Origin of the sequence: Oceanicola sp. 22II-s10i (assembly GCF_002210105.1) — a bacterium.
Lineage (GTDB): Bacteria > Pseudomonadota > Alphaproteobacteria > Rhodobacterales > Rhodobacteraceae > Pseudooceanicola.
On sequence record NZ_AQQU01000006.1, the window covers coordinates 306,987 to 323,287 of the forward strand.

Here is a 16,301-nt window from a genome sequence, read left to right on the forward strand (position 1 = left end):
TTTCCCGGTCCGGCGGCGTTTATGGAAAACTGAAGGCTATGTAAGCGCCCGTGCGGGCGCCCACAACCTGTTATTCGGCCGCGGCGTTCGTGACCTTGAGCGAACCGCCCGCCTTTTCGACGGCGTCGATGGCCGCTTTGGAGGCGCCGGTCACTTCGATGTTCAGCGCGGTGCCGATGTCACCCTTGGCCAGAACCCGGATGCCGTCCAGCTTGCGGCGGATGGCGCCGGAGGCGACCAGCGCGTCCTCGGTGATCGCGGATTTCCCGTCGAGCTTGCCCGCTTCGACGAATTTCGCGATGATGCCGAGGTTGATGACGGCGAAGTGTTTCTTGTTCGGCTTGTTGAAGCCACGCTTGGGCAGACGCTGGTAGAGCGGCATCTGACCGCCCTCGTAGCCGGCGATCGCCACGCCCGAACGGGATTTCTGACCCTTGATACCGCGACCGGCGGTCTTGCCCTTGCCGGAGCCGGGGCCGCGCGCCACGCGCTTTTTCTTGGGGGCCGCGCCGGGATTGTCGCGCAGTTCGTTGAGTTTCATGTCGCTTCTCCTGAGCCGGAACCGCCCCCGAAGCGTATTGGGCGGACACGGCGTTTCTTGGTTGATGAGTCGGGCCCGTGCCGGGCCACCGGGGGCGTATAGACTCTGTGGCCTGCGGGATCAAGCGCCGCCTGAAGGCGTCGCCCGTGGAGTGCGCTGACAGGGGATCGACCCCTGTCAGCGCAGCCTCCGGCGGGCATATTTGGGGCAAGATGAAGCTGGAGACAATCTGCACCTCTGCGCGGAGCGCATGGCGGACAGGTGGGCAGAACCATTGACAGGAGCGCCATCTGCGCGCATATGCCGCCCGAGCCGTCGCTGCCGCGTGAGCAGCCTTTCCGCCCGAGAGCGCGGAACACGGCCCCACTCTAACATGGTTCCCACATCACGCGGGGGGTCAGACGCCCGGACGGCTGGCGCGGCATTCGGCCCGCAGGCCCGTTCAGGGTTGAACCCGAGCGTGACGCATGGCCCCCGGACGGGGCCTGCCCGCTTTTCGCGGATGGCAAATGTCATCCGCAGCAAGGACGTATTTTGGATTTCGACATGCTGGGACTTCCGTCCCGCCTCTCCGCCAACCTCACCGAGCTTGGCATCACCGACCCCACCCCCATCCAGCGCCAGGCGATCCCGCACGCGATGAACGGCCGCGATGTCATGGGCCTGGCCCAGACCGGCACCGGCAAGACCGCGGCCTTCGGCCTGCCCATCCTGACCGCGCTGATGCGCGCCGAGGGCAAGCCCGCGCCGCGCAGCGCGCGCAGCCTGATCCTCGCCCCCACGCGGGAACTGGCCAAGCAGATCCTCGACAGCCTGCGCGGGTTCGCCAAGGGCACCTCGGTCCGGATCGAGCTGATCGTCGGCGGCGGGTCGATCAACGCGCAGGTCCAGCGGATGCAGCGCGGCACCGACGTGCTGGTCGCCACGCCCGGACGGCTGATCGACCTGATCGACCGCAATGCCGTGCGGCTGGACGAAACCGTTTTCCTCGTGCTCGACGAGGCCGACCAGATGCTGGACATGGGCTTCATCCACGCCCTGCGCCGGATCGCGCCGCTGCTGCCCAAGGAACGGCAGACGATGCTGTTCTCGGCCACCATGCCCAAGCTGATGGCCGATCTGTCGCGCGACTACCTGACCAACCCGGTCCGGATCGAGACCAACCCGCCGGGCAAGCCTGCCGACAAGATCGACCAGCACGTGCACTTCGTGGCGCAGGCCGCGAAGTCCGGCCTGCTGATCGAGCATCTGGGCGAACACACGCAAGAGGCCGCGCTGGTCTTTGCCCGCACCAAGCACGGGGCCGAGCGACTGATGAAGTCGCTGGTCAACGCGGGCTTCGGCGCGGCGTCGATCCACGGCAACAAGAGCCAGGGCCAGCGGGACCGGGCGCTGAAGGCCTTCAAGGACGGCGAGATCAAGGTGCTGGTGGCCACCGACGTCGCCGCGCGCGGGATCGACATTCCCGATGTCCGCTACGTCTACAACTACGACCTGCCGAACGTGCCGGACAACTACGTCCACCGCATCGGCCGGACCGCGCGTGCGGGCCGTGACGGCACGGCCATCGCCTATTGCGCACCGGCCGAGATGTCGGAACTGCGCGACATCCAGAAGGTGATGGGCCGCGAGATCCCCGTGGCCGGCGGCACCCCGTGGGAGCCGCAGCCGGGCGAGGAGCCCAAGCGTCAGGGCCGTGGCGGCGGCAAGCCGGGCGGAAACCGTGGCGGCGCCGGTGGCGGCGGACGCGGCAAGCCGGGCCGTCGTGGCGGCGGCAAGCCGGGCCAGTCGGCCAGCGCGGCGCCGGGCGGCGCACCCGCCAAGCACAAGCCGCGCCGGTCGCGTCCCAACCGTGGCAAGGCGAACGCCCGCGCCGCATGATCGGCTGACGATTGCTTTTGGTGCGGGCGCGGTGTGTCATGGCGACATGACCGCGCCCGCCCCCCCTGCCCTGCCACGTGTCCGCCGCCTGATCGGACTGACCGCCGCGATGGCGCTGGCAGGACAATTTGCCTCTCCCCTCTCTGCAAGTGATTGTTCGGTCGATGCGATGCTGGTCTTCGACGGCTCCGCCTCGATGGCCGAGATCGGGTTCGAGGCCTCCGCCCTGACCCGCATCGACGAAGCGCGCGAGGCGGTGCGACGGGCCATGCCGGATATCGCGGCCTACCGCCGCGTCGGGCTCGTCACCTATGGCCCGGAGGGCGTGGACAGCTGTTCGGGGATCACCCGGCACTTTGTCCCGCGCGCCGATGCCGCCCCCCCGATCATTACCGCGATCGACGCCCTCGCGCCCGGCGGGCTGACTCCGCTGGCCGCCTCCGTGACGGTCGCAGCCGAAACGCTGGGCTACCGCACGCAGCCGGGGGTCGTCGTGCTTGTGACGGATGGCAATGAGACCTGTGGCGGACGCCCCTGCGCGCTCGGCGATGCGCTGGCGCGGGACGCGGCCGACCTGACGGTGCACGTGATCGGATTTCGGGTCGAGGTCGACTTCTGGACCTGGAACAACCCGGAGCAGGAGAACTCCGCCCATGACCGGAGCGTGGCACGCTGCCTCGCCGAGCGGACGGGCGGGCTCTACGTCACGACCGAGACGGTGGAGGAACTGGTGGACGCGCTGAAGGCGACGCTGGGATGCCCGGTGATCGGACGGCTGGACCCGTCAGAGGGCACGCCGGGACGATCGACGGGCTAGTGGCAATGCACCTTGCCCACAGGTTTCTCCATGTGACAGCACTGCCCTCGGGGTGAGGACTTGCGGCAACCGCCACCGTGCCCCGTCGCCTCTGGACCAGCGATCACCTGTGGGGCGGCCCTGACCGCGGCCAGGCTGGGCGAGGCGACGACAGAAATTGCGGTCAGAAGGATGGAAAGGGATTAACTCACGATGTCCCGGAACTAACCGTGTTAACGAGATTGCCTCGCAGGCCACGGGTAAAGAAAAACCCCCGATTTTCACCGGGGGCGTTCATCAATCCGTTTCCGAAAAAAGGCTTACGCCTTTTCCTCGATGATCTCGACCAGGTGCGGAATCTTGGCGACCATGCCGCGGACCGAGGGCGTATCCTCGAGCTCGCGGGTCTTGTGCATCTTGTTCAGGCCCAGGCCGATCAGCGTCTGGCGCTGCTTGGCGGGGCGACGGATCGGCGAACCGATCTGTTTCACGACGATCGTAGCCATCTATCAGGCCTCCTCGGCAACCTGCGAAGACTCGGCCGGAGCCTCGTCACGCTTGGGAAGGATGTCGGCCACTTTCTTGCCCCGGCGCTGAGCGACGGTGCGCGGGGAGTACTGCTTCTGCAGGCCTTCCAGGGTGGCGCGGATCATGTTGTAGGGGTTCTGCGAGCCGATCGACTTGGCGACCACGTCGTGCACGCCCAGCATTTCGAACACGGCGCGCATCGGACCACCGGCGATGATCCCGGTGCCGTGCGGTGCGGTGCGCATCACGACCTTGCCGGCGCCATGACGGCCTTCGACGTCGTGGTGCAGGGTGCGGCCTTCGCGCAGCGGAACACGGATCATCTGGCGCTTGGCCTGTTCCGTTGCCTTGCGGATCGCCTCGGGGACTTCCTTGGCCTTGCCCTTGCCGAAGCCGACACGGCCCTTCTGGTCGCCCACGACGACGAGGGCTGCGAAGCCGAAGCGCTTACCACCCTTGACGGTCTTGGACACGCGGTTGATCGCGACGAGGCGATCGGCGAATTCGGGTGCTTCGTCGCGGTCGCGACGGTCCCGGCGGTTGTCTTCACGAGCCATTGGCTCTCCTTCTCGACATGGGCGGTGGCGCCCGGTTGGGTCGATCCTTGGTGAGGCCCTCCGCCAGCGGCGGAACCTCCCGGATCATCGGGGCGCGTGTCGCGCCCTCGGGTTGCGCAAGGTGCGTGACAAGCACGCACCCTACGGAGCTGCGGTAGGGTGCGTGCTGTGCACGCACCGGCCCGTCAGATGCGGAGCCCGCCCTCGCGCGCGGCGTCGGCCAGAGCCTTCACCTTGCCGTGGAACAGGAAGCCACCGCGGTCGAAGTACGCTTCTTCCACACCAGCCTTCTTGGCGCGCTCGGCAATCGCCGCGCCGACCTTGGTCGCCGCTTCGATGTTGTTCTTGCCGACAACGCCCAGGTCCTTCTCCAGCGAGGAGGCCGAGGCGATCGTGACGCCGTTCACATCGTCGATCAGCTGAGCGCTGATGTTCTTGTTCGAGCGGTGGACGGAGAGCCGCACGCGGCCTGCATTCACCTTGCGAAGCTTGTTCCGGACCCGCACGCGGCGCTTCAGGAACAGTTCCCTTTTGGAAAGTGCCATCTGTCTGGTCCTTACTTCTTCTTGCCTTCCTTACGGAAGATGAACTCGCCCTTGTAACGGATGCCCTTGCCTTTGTACGGCTCGGGCGCACGCCACTCGCGGATGTTGGCGGCAACCTGGCCGACCAGCTGCGGATCGGTGCCTTCGATGATCACTTCGGTCGGCTTCGGCGTGGTCACGGTGACCCCTGCCGGAACCGGGAAGTCGACGTCATGGCTGTAGCCGAGGTTCAGCTTCAGGGTCTGACCCTGGGCCGCGGCACGGTAGCCGACGCCCTGGATTTCAAGCTCGCGCTTGAAGCCGGTGGTGACGCCCTGAACGAGGTTCGCAACCATCGTGCGGGACATGCCCCACTGCTGGAGCGCGCGCTTGGACTTGCCGCGCGGGGTCACCGTCACGGCATTGTCCTCGATCGCGATCGTCACGTCGTCGGTCGCGGTGAAGCTGTGGGTCGCTTTCGGCCCCTTCACCTCGATGGTCTGGCCGGAGAGGGACGCAGTAACGCCCGACGGCAGCTCGACCGGTTTTTTCCCAATACGAGACATCGTCTTCTCCTTAGAACACCGTGCAGATGACCTCGCCACCAACATTGGCGGCGCGGGCTGCTGCATCAGACATCACGCCCTTCGGCGTGCTGACAATCGACACACCCAGGCCCTGACGGACCTGCGGGATGTCCTTGACGCCCATGTAAACGCGGCGACCGGGTTTGGAGACCCGCTTCACTTCGCGAATGACGGGGGTGCCGTCGAAGTATTTCAGGCTGATTTCCAGCGTCGGGTGACCGTCTTTGCCGGTCCCCTTTTCGTAGCCGCGGATGTAGCCTTCGTCCGCCAGCACGTCCAGGACCCATGCCCGCAGCTTGGACGCCGGGGTGGAGACGGTGGACTTGCCGCGCAGCTGCGCGTTGCGGATCCGGGTGAGCATATCGCCGATAGGATCGTTCATATCTATGCCCTCCTTACCAGCTCGATTTCACGAGGCCGGGGATCTGGCCGTTCGAGCCAAGCTCCCGCAGCATGATCCGGGACACCTTGAGCTTACGGTAGTAAGCGTGGGGGCGGCCGGTCAGCTGGCAGCGGTTGTGAAGACGGGTCGCGGACGAGTTGCGGGGCAGCTCGGCCAGCTTCAGGGTGGCGCGGAAACGCTCTTCCATCGGCTTCGACTGGTCGTTGATGATTTCCTTCAGCGCTTCACGCTTCGCGGCATACTGTTTCACCAGCCGCTCACGCTTCTTTTCGCGCTCGATCATGGATTTTTTGGCCATTGGTCGTATCTCCTCGGCGCGATCAGCTGTTGAACGGCATGTTGAAGTGCTTGAGCAGCGACTTCGCCTCTGCATCCGTCTTGGCGTTTGTGCAGATGATGACGTCCATCCCCCAGACCTCGTCGACCTTGTCGAAGTTGATCTCGGGGAAAACGATGTGTTCCTTGATGCCCATGGCGTAGTTGCCACGGCCGTCGAAGGAGGAACCCGGCACGCCGCGGAAGTCGCGGATACGGGGCATCGCCACGGTGATCATGCGGTCCAGGAAGTCGTACATCCGGTCGCCGCGGAGCGTGACCTTGGCGCCGAGCGGCATCTCTTCACGCACGCGGAAGCCTGCGATGGACTTCTTGGCCTTGGTGATGACGGCTTTCTGGCCGGCGATCGACGTCAGGTCTTCCTGAGCCGATTTGGCCTTCTTGCTGTCGCGGACGGCTTCTGCACCGCAGCCGATGTTCAGGACGATCTTGTCCAGACGCGGGATCTGCATGTCGTTGGTGTAGCCGAATTCCTCTTTCAGCGCGGCGCGGACGGTCTCCGCATACGCTTTCTTGAGGCGCGGGGTGTAGTTGGCAGCGTCGAGCATCAGATCGCGTCTCCCGTGGTCTTGGCGAAGCGGACCTTCTTGCCGTCTTCCATGCGGAAGCCGACGCGGGACGCCTTGCCGTTGCCATCGACGATGGCGAGGTTCGACAGGTCGATCGGCATCGCCTTGGGGATGCGGCCGCCCTGTGCGGTCTGGCTCTGACGGGTGTGGCGGATCGCCATGTTCACGCCGCCGACGACGGCCTTGCCGCCCTTCGGATCGACGCTTTCGATCTCGCCGGTCTTGCCCTTGTCCTTGCCGGACAGGACGACGACCTTGTCACCTTTGCGGAGTTTCGCAGCCATTACAGCACCTCCGGCGCGAGCGAGATGATCTTCATGAAGTTCTTCGCGCGCAGCTCACGAACCACCGGCCCGAAGATACGGGTGCCGACCGGCTCGTTGTTGTTGTTCAGGATGACGGCTGCGTTGCGATCGAAGCGGATCGCGGTGCCGTCTTCGCGGCGGACTTCCTTCGCGGTGCGAACGACGACGGCCTTGCGGACGTCCCCCTTCTTCACGCGGCCGCGCGGGATGGCTTCCTTGACGGAGACGACGATGATGTCGCCCACCGAAGCGTATTTACGCTTGGAACCACCCAGGACCTTGATGCACTGCACCCGGCGAGCGCCGGAGTTGTCAGCGACATCCAGATTGGTCTGCATCTGGATCATGTGGTTTCTCCCGACCTTTGGGGGTTGTTCTTGTTCAGCCCCCCAGGGTTTCGATTGAACCGGGTCGTGTGCCTTATTCGGCGATCACTTCCCAGCGTTTCGTCTTGGACTTCGGCGCGCATTCCTGGATACGGACGGCGTCGCCCACCTTGAAGGTGTTGTTCTCGTCGTGGGCCCGGTACTTCTTGGACTTACGGACGGTCTTCTTGAGAACCGGGTGGGTGAAGCGACGTTCGACCGACACGGTAACAGTCTGTGCGTTGGCGTCCGAAGTGACGGTGCCTTGCAGGATACGTTTGGGCATCTGGGTTCCCCTTATTCCGAAGCCGCTTTGGCTTTTTGGTTCAGCACGGTCAGGACGCGGGCGGCCTGGCGGCGCGCGGCGCGCATGCGTGCGGGGTTTTCCAGTTGGCCGGTGGCCTGCTGAAAGCGCAGGTTGAACTGCTCTTTCTTCAGGTTGGTCAGCTCCTCGCGGAGCTGATCCGGGGTCTTGTCCCGGAGCTCTTGAGCGCTCATGCTCTATGTTCCTTTTTCAACATCGCCGGAAGGCCCCTTGTCCGCGCGATGCGCGCGACGGGTCACCCTGATTCCGGCGGAGGTCAGTGATGAGGGGGCCGTATAGGGGGGATCCGGGGGGTTGGCAAGGGGGTATCAAGCCCTCCCGGCCCGCTGGCCCGCAAGGCGGATCATACCATACCGGAACGGCCTTCGAGCTGCGCGGCCTTCAGCAGCGATAGGGCGCGACGATCTTGCCCTTGGGCAACGCCCCGCCCAGGCATGATACCCTGCCCGGACCGTCGTTCCAGAACATGTTCGGATCGATATGGCAGGTGTGGGACTCGCAGATCCGGGCGGTGTAGTGAATATGCGAACGCGAACCGATCTCCGGCAGGCCAGCCGCCTGCACCACGCCGATCGGATCGCCTGCGCGCACGCGCTGCCCCCGCGCCAGCCCGCGTTTCGGCGTCATGTGAACCAGCCCGATATAGACCGGACGGCTTTCATTCGATCCCGCTTTCAGGCGGACCCGGAAATCGGTCTTGATCAGGACCTGACCACCCCGAAGCGGATGATCCTGAACGCTCCAGATGATCGCCCCCGATACCGGCGCGATGACCGGGGTGCCAGCAGGGGCGCAAAAGTCCATGCCCTCGTGCCGGGTCACGATCCGGTCCTTTTCGACGATCCGATATGGCTCCCCCGCATAATTGCGCGGCGACAGGTAATCGTTGCACAGGTCGAGCCCGCGCGGCACCGAACGCGCGCCGTATTTCAGGGGCTGTCCATTGTCCGAAAGCACCTGAGCATCCGTCATTCCTGCCAGAAAGCCGGTCGAAAGCACCGCGGCCAGAAATATCTTAAACATATTATTGCCCTCCCAATTCAATGGTCAGGAAAACATAATTGTGGGTTCTGGCATAGTTCCTTCTGCTATTCGCCTGTTTTCATTACCCCCACCCATAGTTGAAGCTCACCGAAATCCGCTCGTCCTCGGCCATGTTCATCGGCACCTCGTGCCGCAGCCAGCTTTCCCAGAGCAGCACGTCCCCGACCTTGGGCGCGACGTAGTGGAACGTCCGCAGTTCCTCACGCGCTTTGCGGCGTCGCGGGGGGGCGGCCATCATCATCGGCAGGCGGGGGTCTTCCAGCTTCAGGGCCCCTGCCCCTTCGGGCATCAGGACATAGGTGGTGCCCGAGATCACCGAATGCGGGTGGATGTGGCTGGCATGGGTGCCGCCCTCGGGCAGGATGTTGATCCAGAGATCCTCGAGCTTCAGCTCCTTGTCGCCGAGGTCGAACTCCAGTTCCTCGGCGAAGGCGGCGACATGCTTGTCGAGCGAGGCCACGAGGTCGGCGAAGATCGGGAAGCGCCAGGGGAGGTCCGTCAGCGAGGCATAGGAGGTGTAGCCGGGATAGCCGTTCTCTTCGCACCATTCCTGGCCGGCCTCGTCGTCCTCGGCGATGGAATAGCAGGAGTTGGCCAGTTCCTCGGCGTCGATTTTGGGGCCGTGCTCGGACAGGGCGGCGCGGTAGAGGGGGGTGACGAAGAGATTGGTGATCTCGGGCATGGCGGGGTCCGGGGGGCTGAAACGGCGTAGGGCGGGGTTGAACCCCGCCCTATCGCTAATTCTAGACGTCGTGAAGACCTCGGCTGTGCGGGGCAGCAATTGGCGGTGCCAATCGCCTCCCCCTAGCTCCATCAATTCCTGCGGAATTGACGGGAGACCTCCACCGGGTGCCGCTCTCATCGCTTTTGCAGGCAAAAGCGACTGCCGCGCACTCAGGAAAGACTTACCAGTCTTCGCGAACCACGATGCGGGTCTTGATCGGCAGTTTCATGGACGCCAGACGCAGCGCTTCACGCGCGATGTCCTCGCCCACGCCGTCGATCTCGAACATGACGCGGCCGGGTTTCACCTTGCAGGCCCAGTAATCCACGGAACCCTTACCTTTACCCATCCGAACCTCGGTCGGCTTGGAGGTGACCGGGGTGTCCGGGAAGATACGGATCCAGACACGGCCCTGACGCTTCATGTGGCGGGTCAGGGCGCGGCGTGCTGCCTCAATCTGACGCGCGGTGACGCGCTCGGGTTGCGTGGCCTTGAGGCCGTAGGTGCCGAAGTTCAGATCGGAACCGCCCTTGGCCTCACCATGGATGCGACCCTTGAACTGTTTCCGGAACTTTGTGCGTTTCGGTTGAAGCATTTTTCTGACTCCTTACCGGTCGCCGCGGCGGCCGCCACCGGCGCCGCGCGGGGCGGGACCGTCCTGGATCTCCTGCGCGCGACGATCGCGTGCCTGCGGATCATGTTCCATGATCTCGCCTTTGAAGATCCAGACCTTGATCCCGATGATCCCGTAGGGCGTCATGGCTTCGGCCAGGGCATAGTCGATGTCGGCACGCAGGGTGTGCAGGGGCACGCGGCCCTCGCGGTACCATTCGGTCCGTGCGATCTCGGCACCGCCCAGACGGCCGGCGACGTTCACGCGGATGCCGAGGGCCCCCATGCGCATGGCGTTCTGCACGCCACGCTTCATGGCGCGGCGGAAGGACACCCGGCGCTCGAGCTGCTGCGCGATGGACTCGGCCACCAGCTGCGCATCCATCTCGGGCTTGCGGACTTCGACGATGTTGAGGTGCAGTTCGCTGTCCGTCATGCGGGCCAGCTTCTTGCGCAGGGTCTCGATATCGGCGCCTTTCTTGCCGATGATGACACCCGGACGTGCGGTGTGGATCGTCACCCGGCACTTCTTGTGCGGCCGTTCGATGATGATCCGGGCAACGCCCGCCTGCTTGCACTCTTCCTTGATGAACTCACGGATCTTGACGTCTTCGAGCAGAAGATCGCCGTAATCCTTCGTATCGGCGTACCAGCGGCTGTCCCAGGTGCGGTTCACCTGCAGGCGCATGCCGATCGGATTGACTTTCTGACCCATCAGGCTTGCTCCTCGACTTGGCGGACCTTGATGGTCAGCTCCGAAAACGGCTTCATGATCTTGCCATAGCGGCCACGTGCCCGCGGACGACCACGCTTCATGATGAGGTTCTTGCCAACATAGGCCTCGGCCACGATCAGCTCATCGACGTCGAGGTTGTGGTTGTTCTCGGCGTTGGCAATCGCGGACTGAAGGCATTTCTTCACGTCCTCGGCGATCCGCTTTTTCGAGAAGGTCAGGTCCGACAGGGCCTTTTCGACCTTCTTGCCGCGGATCAGTTGCGCGACGAGGTTCAGTTTCTGCGGGCTGGTGCGAAGCATGCGAAGTTTCGCCATAGCTTCGTTGTCGGCCACGCGGCGGGGGTTCTTTTCCTTGCCCATGACTTACTTCCGCTTCGCTTTCTTGTCGGCGGCATGACCGTAGTAGGTCCGGGTCGGCGAATATTCACCGAACTTCTGACCGATCATGTCTTCGCTGACGTTGACGGGGATATGCTTCTGGCCGTTGTAGACGCCGAACGTGAGACCCACGAACTGCGGCAGGATCGTCGAACGACGCGACCAGATCTTGATGACTTCATTGCGGCCCGACTCGCGGACGGCCTCGGCTTTTTTCAGCACGTAGGCGTCGACGAAGGGGCCCTTCCAGACTGAGCGGCTCATGAATTAACGGCCCTTCTTCTTGGCGTGACGCGAGCGGATGATGAGCTTGGACGACGCCTTGTTGCGATCGCGGGTCTTGGCACCCTTGGTCGGCTTGCCCCAGGGGGTAACCGGGTGACGACCACCGGAGGTCCGGCCTTCACCACCGCCGTGGGGGTGGTCGATCGGGTTCATGACGACGCCGCGGACGCTCGGGCGGATGCCCTTGTGCCGCATGCGACCGGCCTTGCCGTAGTTCTGGTTCGAGTTGTCGGGGTTCGACACGGCACCGACGGTGGCCATGCATTCCTGACGCACGAGACGCAGTTCGCCGGAGCTGAGGCGGATCTGGGCGTAGCCGCCGTCACGGCCGACGAACTGAGCGTAGGTGCCCGCGGCGCGTGCGATCTGGCCACCCTTGCCGGGCTTCAGTTCGACGTTGTGAACGATGGTACCGATCGGCAGGCCCGAGAACGGCATCGCGTTGCCCGGCTTGATGTCGGCCTTGGCGGCGGAGATGACCTTGTCGCCCACGCCGAGACGCTGGGGGGCGAGGATGTAGGCCTGTTCGCCGTCGGTGTACTGGATCAGCGCGATGAAGGCGGTGCGGTTCGGGTCATATTCGATCCGAACGACGACGGCTTCGACGTCACGCTTGTTGCGTTTGAAATCGACGATCCGATAGAGGCGTTTCGCCCCGCCGCCCGTGCGGCGCATCGTGATCCGTCCGGTGTTGTTCCGGCCGCCCGACTTGGTCAGACCCTGGGTGAGGGCCTTGACGGGACGTCCTTTGTACAGCTCCGAACGGTCGATCAGCACCAGCCCGCGCTGGCCCGGCGTCGTCGGCTTGTACGACTTGAGTGCCATGCTTTCTGTCTTCCGTTTAGCAGATGGCCTCTTCCGTCCTTGCGGACGGCCTCGGCCTATGTGGTGTGGCCCCCCGTAGGTGACCGGTATGAAGGGCCCCGAAGGTCCCCGGTGGAGTGGTGCGGTAGGGTGTGTGCTTGCACGCACCGCCGCGCCAAAAGCAGAGCCCCGGACGAATCCGGGGCTTTGCGGATGGGGTCGTTTAGGGCAGCCGGCGAACGAGGTCAAGGGCCCAGACCGACCGGGACATGGTCATTCAGCCGCCAGCGCGGACGGATCAATCCTTGCCGGCGCTTGCGCACCGCCCCCCAGACGAGGCACTGCGGAGCGCGTGCGCCAAAGTCGGCCCACCCGTTGGCAAACACCTCATATCCTTTGACAAGTCGGACGGACACCGCAAATCTCCGGCGCACGACGGGTCACGGCCCGAACCGTGCCCGCTCGCCGATCAGATGCACACCGGGCAGACGACCTCAACCGCAGCAAAGGATCCGCCCGTGCCGCCCGAACAGATCACCGTAACCGCCTTCGTCAACGCCTCTCCGGACACTGCGTGGGAGGCGTATACGCGCCCCAAACACATCACCCGCTGGAACTTTGCCTCGGACGACTGGTGCTGTCCCTCGGCGAGCAATGATCTGAGAGTGGGCGGGACCTACAAGGCCCGTATGGAGGCGAAGGACGGCAGCTTTGGTTTCGACCTCGTCATGATCTATGACGCCGTCGAGACGGGCGAGAGCTTCACCTCGACGATGGAGAACGGTCGGCAGGTCACGACAACCTTCGCGCCAGAGGCTGACGGGACCCTCGTGAGCACCCGCTTCGATCCGGAGACCGAGCACCCGATCGAGATGCAGCGCGACGGCTGGCAGGCGATCCTGAACAACTACAAGTCCTACGCCGAGAGCCTCTGAGCATAGCGGCGTCCTGGGGCATCCGGAGACGGAGCATTGCGGATCGCAATTCGGGACACCCGACGTCCCTACGGCCCCATTTCTTGGCAGGCGTCATCGCCGGTTGGCGCGCGGGCCCAAGACCACACCGGCGCACCGACGCGCACAGGGTCCGCCGAAGGCGCAGCCGGGATCGGCCCCGGCCTAGTCTCGCAGGATCTTCTCCATCTTCTTGCCGCGCGCCAGCTCGTCCACCAGCTTGTCGAGATAGCGGATCTCGCGCATCACCGGCTCTTCGATCTCCTCGACGCGGACACCGCAGATCACGCCCTTGATCTCGGACCGCCTGGGGTTCATCCCCGGCGCCTCGTCGAAGAAGGTCTCGAAATCCGTACCGTCTCCGATCACGCGCTCCAGCCCGGGCTCGTCATAGCCGGTCAGCCAGCCGATCACCTCGTGCAGCTCGTCCTTGCTGCGGCCCTTGCGTTCGACCTTGTTGACGTAGTGCGGATAGACGCTGCCGAAGCTCGTCGTGTAGATGCGGTGTTTCGCCATGGGTCGTCCCCTGTCGCGGTGTGAGCTTGCACCCATCCTAAACCGGGCGGACCGGAAGACAAAGAAAAGCCCCGGCCGTTTCCCGCCGGGGCTTTACGATTTCTTTAGCGCGGGGAGCACCCGCCGCCCGCTCAGAGGCCGGTCGACACGTCGATCGTGTTGCCCTCTTCGAGCGTCACGTAGGCCTTCTTGACGTCCTTGCGCGAGCCGAGCTGACCGCGGAACCGCTTGACCTTGCCCTTGGTGATGGTCGTGTTCACGGCCTTCACCTTGACACCAAAGAGCGCCTCTACGGCTTCCTTGATCTGCGGCTTGTTCGCGTCGATCGCCACTTCGAAGACGACGGCGTTCGTTTCGGACGCCATGGTTGCCTTCTCGGTGATGACCGGCTTGCGGATCACGTCGTAATGTTCTGCCTTGGCACTCATTTCAGTCGAGCCTCCAGTGCTTCGACACCCGCCTTCGTGATCACGAGCGTGTCACGCTTGAGGATGTCATAGACGTTGGCGCCCATCGACGGAAGCACATCGAGACCCTCGATGTTGGCGGCGGCGCGGGCAAAGCCCTCGTTCACCGATGCGCCGTCGATGATCAGCGCGCGCTTCCAGCCCAGATCCTTGATCTGCTTGGCCAGGGCTGCGGTCTTGCCTTCGGATTCCGCGGACTCGATGATCACGAGTGCGCCTTCCTTGGCCTTGGCCGACAGCGCGTGCTTCAGACCCAGTGCCCGGAACTTCTTGGGCAGGTCGTGGGCGTGGCTGCGCGGAACCGGACCCTTGTAGGTGCCGCCGTGACGGAAGATCGGTGCCTTCTTGGAGCCGTGGCGTGCGCCGCCGGTGCCCTTCTGGCGATAGATCTTCTTGGTCGAGTAGGACACGTCCGAGCGACCCAGCGTGGAGTGGGTGCCGGCCTGTGCCTTGGCACGCTGCCACCGCACAACGCGGTGCAGGATGTCGGCGCGGGGTTCGAGGCCGAAGATCTCGTCGCCGAGATCGACGGACCCGGCTTTGCCGCCGTCCAGATTGATCACGTCGAGTTTCATTCCTCGCCTTCCTTCTTCTCGGGTGCTGCGGCGTCGCCGGCATCACCTTCTTTGTCGGCTGCGATTTCCGCTTCAGCGGCCTTCAGCGCGGCTTCCTCGGCTGCAGCAGCTTCGGCCTCGGCGGCCTTGCGTGCTTCTTCCTCGGCGGCTGCGGCTTCGGCAGCTGCGGCTTCAGCGGCCTTGCGGGCCTCTTCGGCTGCGGATTTCAGAGCGGCGGGCAGGATCGCGTTCTCGGGGAACGGCTTCTTCACGGCGTCTTTCACCGTGACCCAGCCACCCTTGGAACCCGGAACGGCGCCCTTGACCATGATCAGGCCGCGCTCGCTGTCGGTGCGCACAACCTGCAGGTTCTGCGTGGTGACACGAACGGCACCCATGTGGCCGGCCATCTTCTTGCCTTTGAAGACCTTGCCCGGATCCTGACACTGACCGGTCGAACCATGCGACCGGTGAGAGATCGAGACACCGTGCGAGGCGCGCAGCCCGCCGAAGTTGTGGCGCTTCATGCCACCGGCAAAGCCCTTACCGATCGAGGTGCCGGAGACATCCACGAACTGGCCTTCGAAGTAATGGTCGGCGGTGATTTCCTCACCGACGGCGATCAGGTTGTCGGCGTCCACGCGGAACTCGGCGACCTTGCGCTTGGGTTCCACCTTCGCGGCTGCGAAGTGGCCGCGCATGGCCTTGGAGGTCCGCTTGGCTTTGGCAGCGCCGGCGCCGAGCTGAACTGCCGAATAGCCATCCTTGTCGGCGGTGCGCTGTGCGAGCACCTGAAGACCGTCGAGTTGCAGCACGGTGACGGGCACCTGGCGGCCGTCTTCCATGAACAGGCGGGTCATGCCCACCTTCTTGGCGATGATACCGGAACGGAGCATCTGGTGACCCTCCTTAAACCTTGATCTCGACATCCACGCCGGCGGCGAGGTCGAGCTTCATCAGCGCGTCCACCGTCTGCGGGGTCGGATCCACGATGTCGAGCAGGCGCTTGTGCGTCCGGATCTCGAACTGATCGCGGGATTTCTTGTCGATGTGCGGCCCACGGAGAACCGTGAACTTCTCGATCTTGTTCGGCAGCGGGATCGGGCCACGGACGGTTGCGCCGGTGCGCTTCGCCGTGTTGACGATTTCCTGCGTGCTGGAATCCAGGACGCGGTAATCGAATGCCTTCAGCCGGATGCGAATGGTTTGACCTGACATGTCAATTCAGCCTTCTTCGGCGTTTGAGTTGAGAGGAAGAGGCAGGACCACCCTGCCCCTTCGTCGAACCCGTATTTCTTGAACCCTCGCCCGGCTCTTGCGTGCCGGTCTCGGGAGGGGCGGCCGGGGCCGCGCCCTATATGCAGCCGTGTGAGCTCCCGGTGATCTGGCTTCGCCAATTCACCTGCCGCTCACCGGTCGAAAATTCTTATTTAAGAATTTTCGACACCACGCCCGAGCCGACGGTCCGGCCGCCTTCACGGATGGCGAAGCGCAGCTTCTCTTCCATCGCGA

The 16,301-nt window shown here is 64.4% G+C and carries 28 protein-coding genes; 3 read left to right on the forward strand and 25 right to left on the reverse strand.

Features of this window, described 5'->3' with window-relative positions:
- Nucleotides 1-70: 70 nt before the first annotated feature.
- Nucleotides 71-541, reverse strand: coding sequence for a 50S ribosomal protein L15 (rplO, locus tag ATO6_RS16690; RefSeq protein WP_088625153.1), 471 nt, complete (start codon nt 539-541; stop codon nt 71-73).
- A 546-nt stretch (nt 542-1,087) separates the two neighbouring features.
- Between rplO and ATO6_RS16695 the strand changes: the two genes are divergently transcribed.
- Together ATO6_RS16695 and ATO6_RS16700 are read left to right on the forward strand one after the other, a co-directional pair.
- Nucleotides 1,088-2,422: a DEAD/DEAH box helicase gene (locus ATO6_RS16695; RefSeq protein WP_088625201.1), complete on the forward strand. Its 1,335-nt coding sequence runs from the start codon at nt 1,088-1,090 to the stop codon at nt 2,420-2,422.
- A gap of 46 nt (nt 2,423-2,468) precedes the next feature.
- The gene (locus ATO6_RS16700; protein WP_254919185.1) at nt 2,469-3,239 is read left to right on the forward strand and encodes a VWA domain-containing protein; all 771 of its coding nucleotides are present in this window, start codon (nt 2,469-2,471) and stop codon (nt 3,237-3,239) included.
- A gap of 299 nt (nt 3,240-3,538) precedes the next feature.
- Here the strand turns inward: ATO6_RS16700 and rpmD are convergent, their stop codons facing one another.
- The 18 genes from rpmD to rplB form a co-directional block, all read right to left on the reverse strand.
- On the reverse strand, nt 3,539-3,724 hold the full coding sequence (gene rpmD, locus ATO6_RS16705) for a 50S ribosomal protein L30 (RefSeq protein WP_088625155.1): 186 nt from the start codon (nt 3,722-3,724) through the stop codon (nt 3,539-3,541).
- A gap of 3 nt (nt 3,725-3,727) precedes the next feature.
- Nucleotides 3,728-4,303: a 30S ribosomal protein S5 gene (rpsE, locus tag ATO6_RS16710; protein ID WP_088625156.1), complete on the reverse strand. Its 576-nt coding sequence runs from the start codon at nt 4,301-4,303 to the stop codon at nt 3,728-3,730.
- A 185-nt stretch (nt 4,304-4,488) separates the two neighbouring features.
- Nucleotides 4,489-4,848, reverse strand: coding sequence for a 50S ribosomal protein L18 (rplR, locus tag ATO6_RS16715; protein ID WP_088625157.1), 360 nt, complete (start codon nt 4,846-4,848; stop codon nt 4,489-4,491).
- An 11-nt stretch (nt 4,849-4,859) separates the two neighbouring features.
- The gene (gene rplF, locus ATO6_RS16720) at nt 4,860-5,393 is read right to left on the reverse strand and encodes a 50S ribosomal protein L6 (protein WP_088625158.1); all 534 of its coding nucleotides are present in this window, start codon (nt 5,391-5,393) and stop codon (nt 4,860-4,862) included.
- A 10-nt stretch (nt 5,394-5,403) separates the two neighbouring features.
- Nucleotides 5,404-5,796, reverse strand: coding sequence for a 30S ribosomal protein S8 (rpsH, locus tag ATO6_RS16725; protein ID WP_088625159.1), 393 nt, complete (start codon nt 5,794-5,796; stop codon nt 5,404-5,406).
- Nucleotides 5,797-5,809: 13 nt separating this feature from the next.
- The gene (gene rpsN, locus ATO6_RS16730; protein WP_088625160.1) at nt 5,810-6,115 is read right to left on the reverse strand and encodes a 30S ribosomal protein S14; all 306 of its coding nucleotides are present in this window, start codon (nt 6,113-6,115) and stop codon (nt 5,810-5,812) included.
- Nucleotides 6,116-6,137: 22 nt separating this feature from the next.
- Nucleotides 6,138-6,701, reverse strand: coding sequence for a 50S ribosomal protein L5 (gene rplE, locus ATO6_RS16735; protein WP_088625161.1), 564 nt, complete (start codon nt 6,699-6,701; stop codon nt 6,138-6,140).
- Nucleotides 6,701-7,006, reverse strand: a complete 306-nt coding sequence (gene rplX, locus ATO6_RS16740) for a 50S ribosomal protein L24 (protein ID WP_088625162.1) — start codon at nt 7,004-7,006, stop codon at nt 6,701-6,703. The genes rplE and rplX overlap by 1 nt, the downstream gene beginning before the upstream one ends.
- Nucleotides 7,006-7,374, reverse strand: a complete 369-nt coding sequence (gene rplN / locus ATO6_RS16745) for a 50S ribosomal protein L14 (protein ID WP_005621870.1) — start codon at nt 7,372-7,374, stop codon at nt 7,006-7,008. The genes rplX and rplN overlap by 1 nt, the downstream gene beginning before the upstream one ends.
- 73 nt (nt 7,375-7,447) lie before the next feature.
- A complete protein-coding gene (rpsQ, locus tag ATO6_RS16750) occupies nt 7,448-7,678 on the reverse strand; it encodes a 30S ribosomal protein S17 (RefSeq protein ID WP_088625163.1) in 231 nt (76 codons plus the stop codon).
- An 11-nt stretch (nt 7,679-7,689) separates the two neighbouring features.
- Nucleotides 7,690-7,890 (reverse strand): 50S ribosomal protein L29, encoded by a 201-nt coding sequence (gene rpmC, locus ATO6_RS16755; protein WP_088625164.1) that lies wholly within the window; start codon nt 7,888-7,890, stop codon nt 7,690-7,692.
- A 208-nt stretch (nt 7,891-8,098) separates the two neighbouring features.
- Entirely contained in the window at nt 8,099-8,740 is a 642-nt protein-coding gene (locus tag ATO6_RS16760; protein ID WP_088625165.1) for a M23 family metallopeptidase, read from the reverse strand.
- Between the two features lie 82 nt (nt 8,741-8,822).
- Entirely contained in the window at nt 8,823-9,443 is a 621-nt protein-coding gene (locus ATO6_RS16765; RefSeq protein ID WP_088625166.1) for a 2OG-Fe(II) oxygenase family protein, read from the reverse strand.
- Between the two features lie 223 nt (nt 9,444-9,666).
- Nucleotides 9,667-10,080, reverse strand: a complete 414-nt coding sequence (gene rplP / locus ATO6_RS16770) for a 50S ribosomal protein L16 (protein WP_088625167.1) — start codon at nt 10,078-10,080, stop codon at nt 9,667-9,669.
- Nucleotides 10,081-10,092: 12 nt separating this feature from the next.
- Nucleotides 10,093-10,812, reverse strand: a complete 720-nt coding sequence (gene rpsC, locus ATO6_RS16775) for a 30S ribosomal protein S3 (protein ID WP_088625168.1) — start codon at nt 10,810-10,812, stop codon at nt 10,093-10,095.
- A complete protein-coding gene (rplV, locus tag ATO6_RS16780; protein ID WP_088625169.1) occupies nt 10,812-11,192 on the reverse strand; it encodes a 50S ribosomal protein L22 in 381 nt (126 codons plus the stop codon). The genes rpsC and rplV overlap by 1 nt, the downstream gene beginning before the upstream one ends.
- 3 nt (nt 11,193-11,195) lie before the next feature.
- Nucleotides 11,196-11,474 (reverse strand): 30S ribosomal protein S19, encoded by a 279-nt coding sequence (rpsS, locus tag ATO6_RS16785; RefSeq protein ID WP_088625170.1) that lies wholly within the window; start codon nt 11,472-11,474, stop codon nt 11,196-11,198.
- A gap of 3 nt (nt 11,475-11,477) precedes the next feature.
- Nucleotides 11,478-12,320 (reverse strand): 50S ribosomal protein L2, encoded by an 843-nt coding sequence (gene rplB / locus ATO6_RS16790; protein WP_088625171.1) that lies wholly within the window; start codon nt 12,318-12,320, stop codon nt 11,478-11,480.
- Between the two features lie 497 nt (nt 12,321-12,817).
- On the opposite strand from rplB, the gene ATO6_RS16795 reads away from it, so the two are divergent.
- Nucleotides 12,818-13,234 (forward strand): SRPBCC family protein, encoded by a 417-nt coding sequence (locus tag ATO6_RS16795; protein WP_217899023.1) that lies wholly within the window; start codon nt 12,818-12,820, stop codon nt 13,232-13,234.
- A gap of 183 nt (nt 13,235-13,417) precedes the next feature.
- Here the strand turns inward: ATO6_RS16795 and ATO6_RS16800 are convergent, their stop codons facing one another.
- The 6 genes from ATO6_RS16800 to ATO6_RS25615 all read right to left on the reverse strand — a co-directional run.
- On the reverse strand, nt 13,418-13,768 hold the full coding sequence (locus ATO6_RS16800; protein ID WP_088625173.1) for a DUF2200 domain-containing protein: 351 nt from the start codon (nt 13,766-13,768) through the stop codon (nt 13,418-13,420).
- Between the two features lie 131 nt (nt 13,769-13,899).
- Entirely contained in the window at nt 13,900-14,196 is a 297-nt protein-coding gene (locus ATO6_RS16805) for a 50S ribosomal protein L23 (protein WP_088625174.1), read from the reverse strand.
- Nucleotides 14,193-14,810, reverse strand: a complete 618-nt coding sequence (gene rplD, locus ATO6_RS16810) for a 50S ribosomal protein L4 (RefSeq protein WP_088625175.1) — start codon at nt 14,808-14,810, stop codon at nt 14,193-14,195. Before rplD ends, ATO6_RS16805 begins: the two co-directional genes overlap by 4 nt.
- The gene (gene rplC / locus ATO6_RS16815) at nt 14,807-15,685 is read right to left on the reverse strand and encodes a 50S ribosomal protein L3 (RefSeq protein ID WP_088625176.1); all 879 of its coding nucleotides are present in this window, start codon (nt 15,683-15,685) and stop codon (nt 14,807-14,809) included. Before rplC ends, rplD begins: the two co-directional genes overlap by 4 nt.
- A gap of 13 nt (nt 15,686-15,698) precedes the next feature.
- Nucleotides 15,699-16,007 carry a 30S ribosomal protein S10 gene (gene rpsJ, locus ATO6_RS16820; RefSeq protein WP_088625177.1) on the reverse strand — a complete coding sequence of 103 codons (309 nt, stop codon included), beginning with the start codon at nt 16,005-16,007 and terminating at the stop codon, nt 15,699-15,701.
- Nucleotides 16,008-16,215: 208 nt separating this feature from the next.
- On the reverse strand, nt 16,216-16,301 hold an 86-nt coding region (locus tag ATO6_RS25615; RefSeq protein ID WP_141102013.1), incomplete at its 5' end, for a hypothetical protein.

Excerpts from the sequence above, each read along its gene's own strand:
- rpsN (WP_088625160.1), bottom strand. The coding sequence starts at position 6,115 with ATGGCCAAAAAATCCATGATCGAGCGCGAAAAGAAGCGTGAGCGGCTG.
- rplN (WP_005621870.1), bottom strand. The coding sequence starts at position 7,374 with ATGATCCAGATGCAGACCAATCTGGATGTCGCTGACAACTCCGGCGCT.
- rplP (WP_088625167.1), bottom strand. The coding sequence starts at position 10,080 with ATGCTTCAACCGAAACGCACAAAGTTCCGGAAACAGTTCAAGGGTCGC.
- rplO (WP_088625153.1), bottom strand. The coding sequence starts at position 541 with ATGAAACTCAACGAACTGCGCGACAATCCCGGCGCGGCCCCCAAGAAA.
- rpsC (WP_088625168.1), bottom strand. The coding sequence starts at position 10,812 with ATGGGTCAGAAAGTCAATCCGATCGGCATGCGCCTGCAGGTGAACCGC.
- ATO6_RS16700 (WP_254919185.1), top strand. The coding sequence starts at position 2,469 with ATGACCGCGCCCGCCCCCCCTGCCCTGCCACGTGTCCGCCGCCTGATC.
- rplV (WP_088625169.1), bottom strand. The coding sequence starts at position 11,192 with ATGGGCAAGGAAAAGAACCCCCGCCGCGTGGCCGACAACGAAGCTATG.
- rpmC (WP_088625164.1), bottom strand. The coding sequence starts at position 7,890 with ATGAGCGCTCAAGAGCTCCGGGACAAGACCCCGGATCAGCTCCGCGAG.
- rplF (WP_088625158.1), bottom strand. The coding sequence starts at position 5,393 with ATGTCTCGTATTGGGAAAAAACCGGTCGAGCTGCCGTCGGGCGTTACT.
- rpsS (WP_088625170.1), bottom strand. The coding sequence starts at position 11,474 with ATGAGCCGCTCAGTCTGGAAGGGCCCCTTCGTCGACGCCTACGTGCTG.
- ATO6_RS16800 (WP_088625173.1), bottom strand. The coding sequence starts at position 13,768 with ATGGCGAAACACCGCATCTACACGACGAGCTTCGGCAGCGTCTATCCG.
- rplB (WP_088625171.1), bottom strand. The coding sequence starts at position 12,320 with ATGGCACTCAAGTCGTACAAGCCGACGACGCCGGGCCAGCGCGGGCTG.
- ATO6_RS16760 (WP_088625165.1), bottom strand. The coding sequence starts at position 8,740 with ATGTTTAAGATATTTCTGGCCGCGGTGCTTTCGACCGGCTTTCTGGCA.
- rpsQ (WP_088625163.1), bottom strand. The coding sequence starts at position 7,678 with ATGCCCAAACGTATCCTGCAAGGCACCGTCACTTCGGACGCCAACGCA.
- ATO6_RS16805 (WP_088625174.1), bottom strand. The coding sequence starts at position 14,196 with ATGAGTGCCAAGGCAGAACATTACGACGTGATCCGCAAGCCGGTCATC.
- rplX (WP_088625162.1), bottom strand. The coding sequence starts at position 7,006 with ATGGCTGCGAAACTCCGCAAAGGTGACAAGGTCGTCGTCCTGTCCGGC.
- rpmD (WP_088625155.1), bottom strand. The coding sequence starts at position 3,724 with ATGGCTACGATCGTCGTGAAACAGATCGGTTCGCCGATCCGTCGCCCC.
- rpsJ (WP_088625177.1), bottom strand. The coding sequence starts at position 16,007 with ATGTCAGGTCAAACCATTCGCATCCGGCTGAAGGCATTCGATTACCGC.
- rplR (WP_088625157.1), bottom strand. The coding sequence starts at position 4,848 with ATGGCACTTTCCAAAAGGGAACTGTTCCTGAAGCGCCGCGTGCGGGTC.
- rplD (WP_088625175.1), bottom strand. The coding sequence starts at position 14,810 with ATGAAACTCGACGTGATCAATCTGGACGGCGGCAAAGCCGGGTCCGTC.
- rplC (WP_088625176.1), bottom strand. The coding sequence starts at position 15,685 with ATGCTCCGTTCCGGTATCATCGCCAAGAAGGTGGGCATGACCCGCCTG.
- ATO6_RS16765 (WP_088625166.1), bottom strand. The coding sequence starts at position 9,443 with ATGCCCGAGATCACCAATCTCTTCGTCACCCCCCTCTACCGCGCCGCC.
- ATO6_RS16695 (WP_088625201.1), top strand. The coding sequence starts at position 1,088 with ATGCTGGGACTTCCGTCCCGCCTCTCCGCCAACCTCACCGAGCTTGGC.
- rpsH (WP_088625159.1), bottom strand. The coding sequence starts at position 5,796 with ATGAACGATCCTATCGGCGATATGCTCACCCGGATCCGCAACGCGCAG.
- rpsE (WP_088625156.1), bottom strand. The coding sequence starts at position 4,303 with ATGGCTCGTGAAGACAACCGCCGGGACCGTCGCGACCGCGACGAAGCA.
- rplE (WP_088625161.1), bottom strand. The coding sequence starts at position 6,701 with ATGCTCGACGCTGCCAACTACACCCCGCGCCTCAAGAAAGCGTATGCG.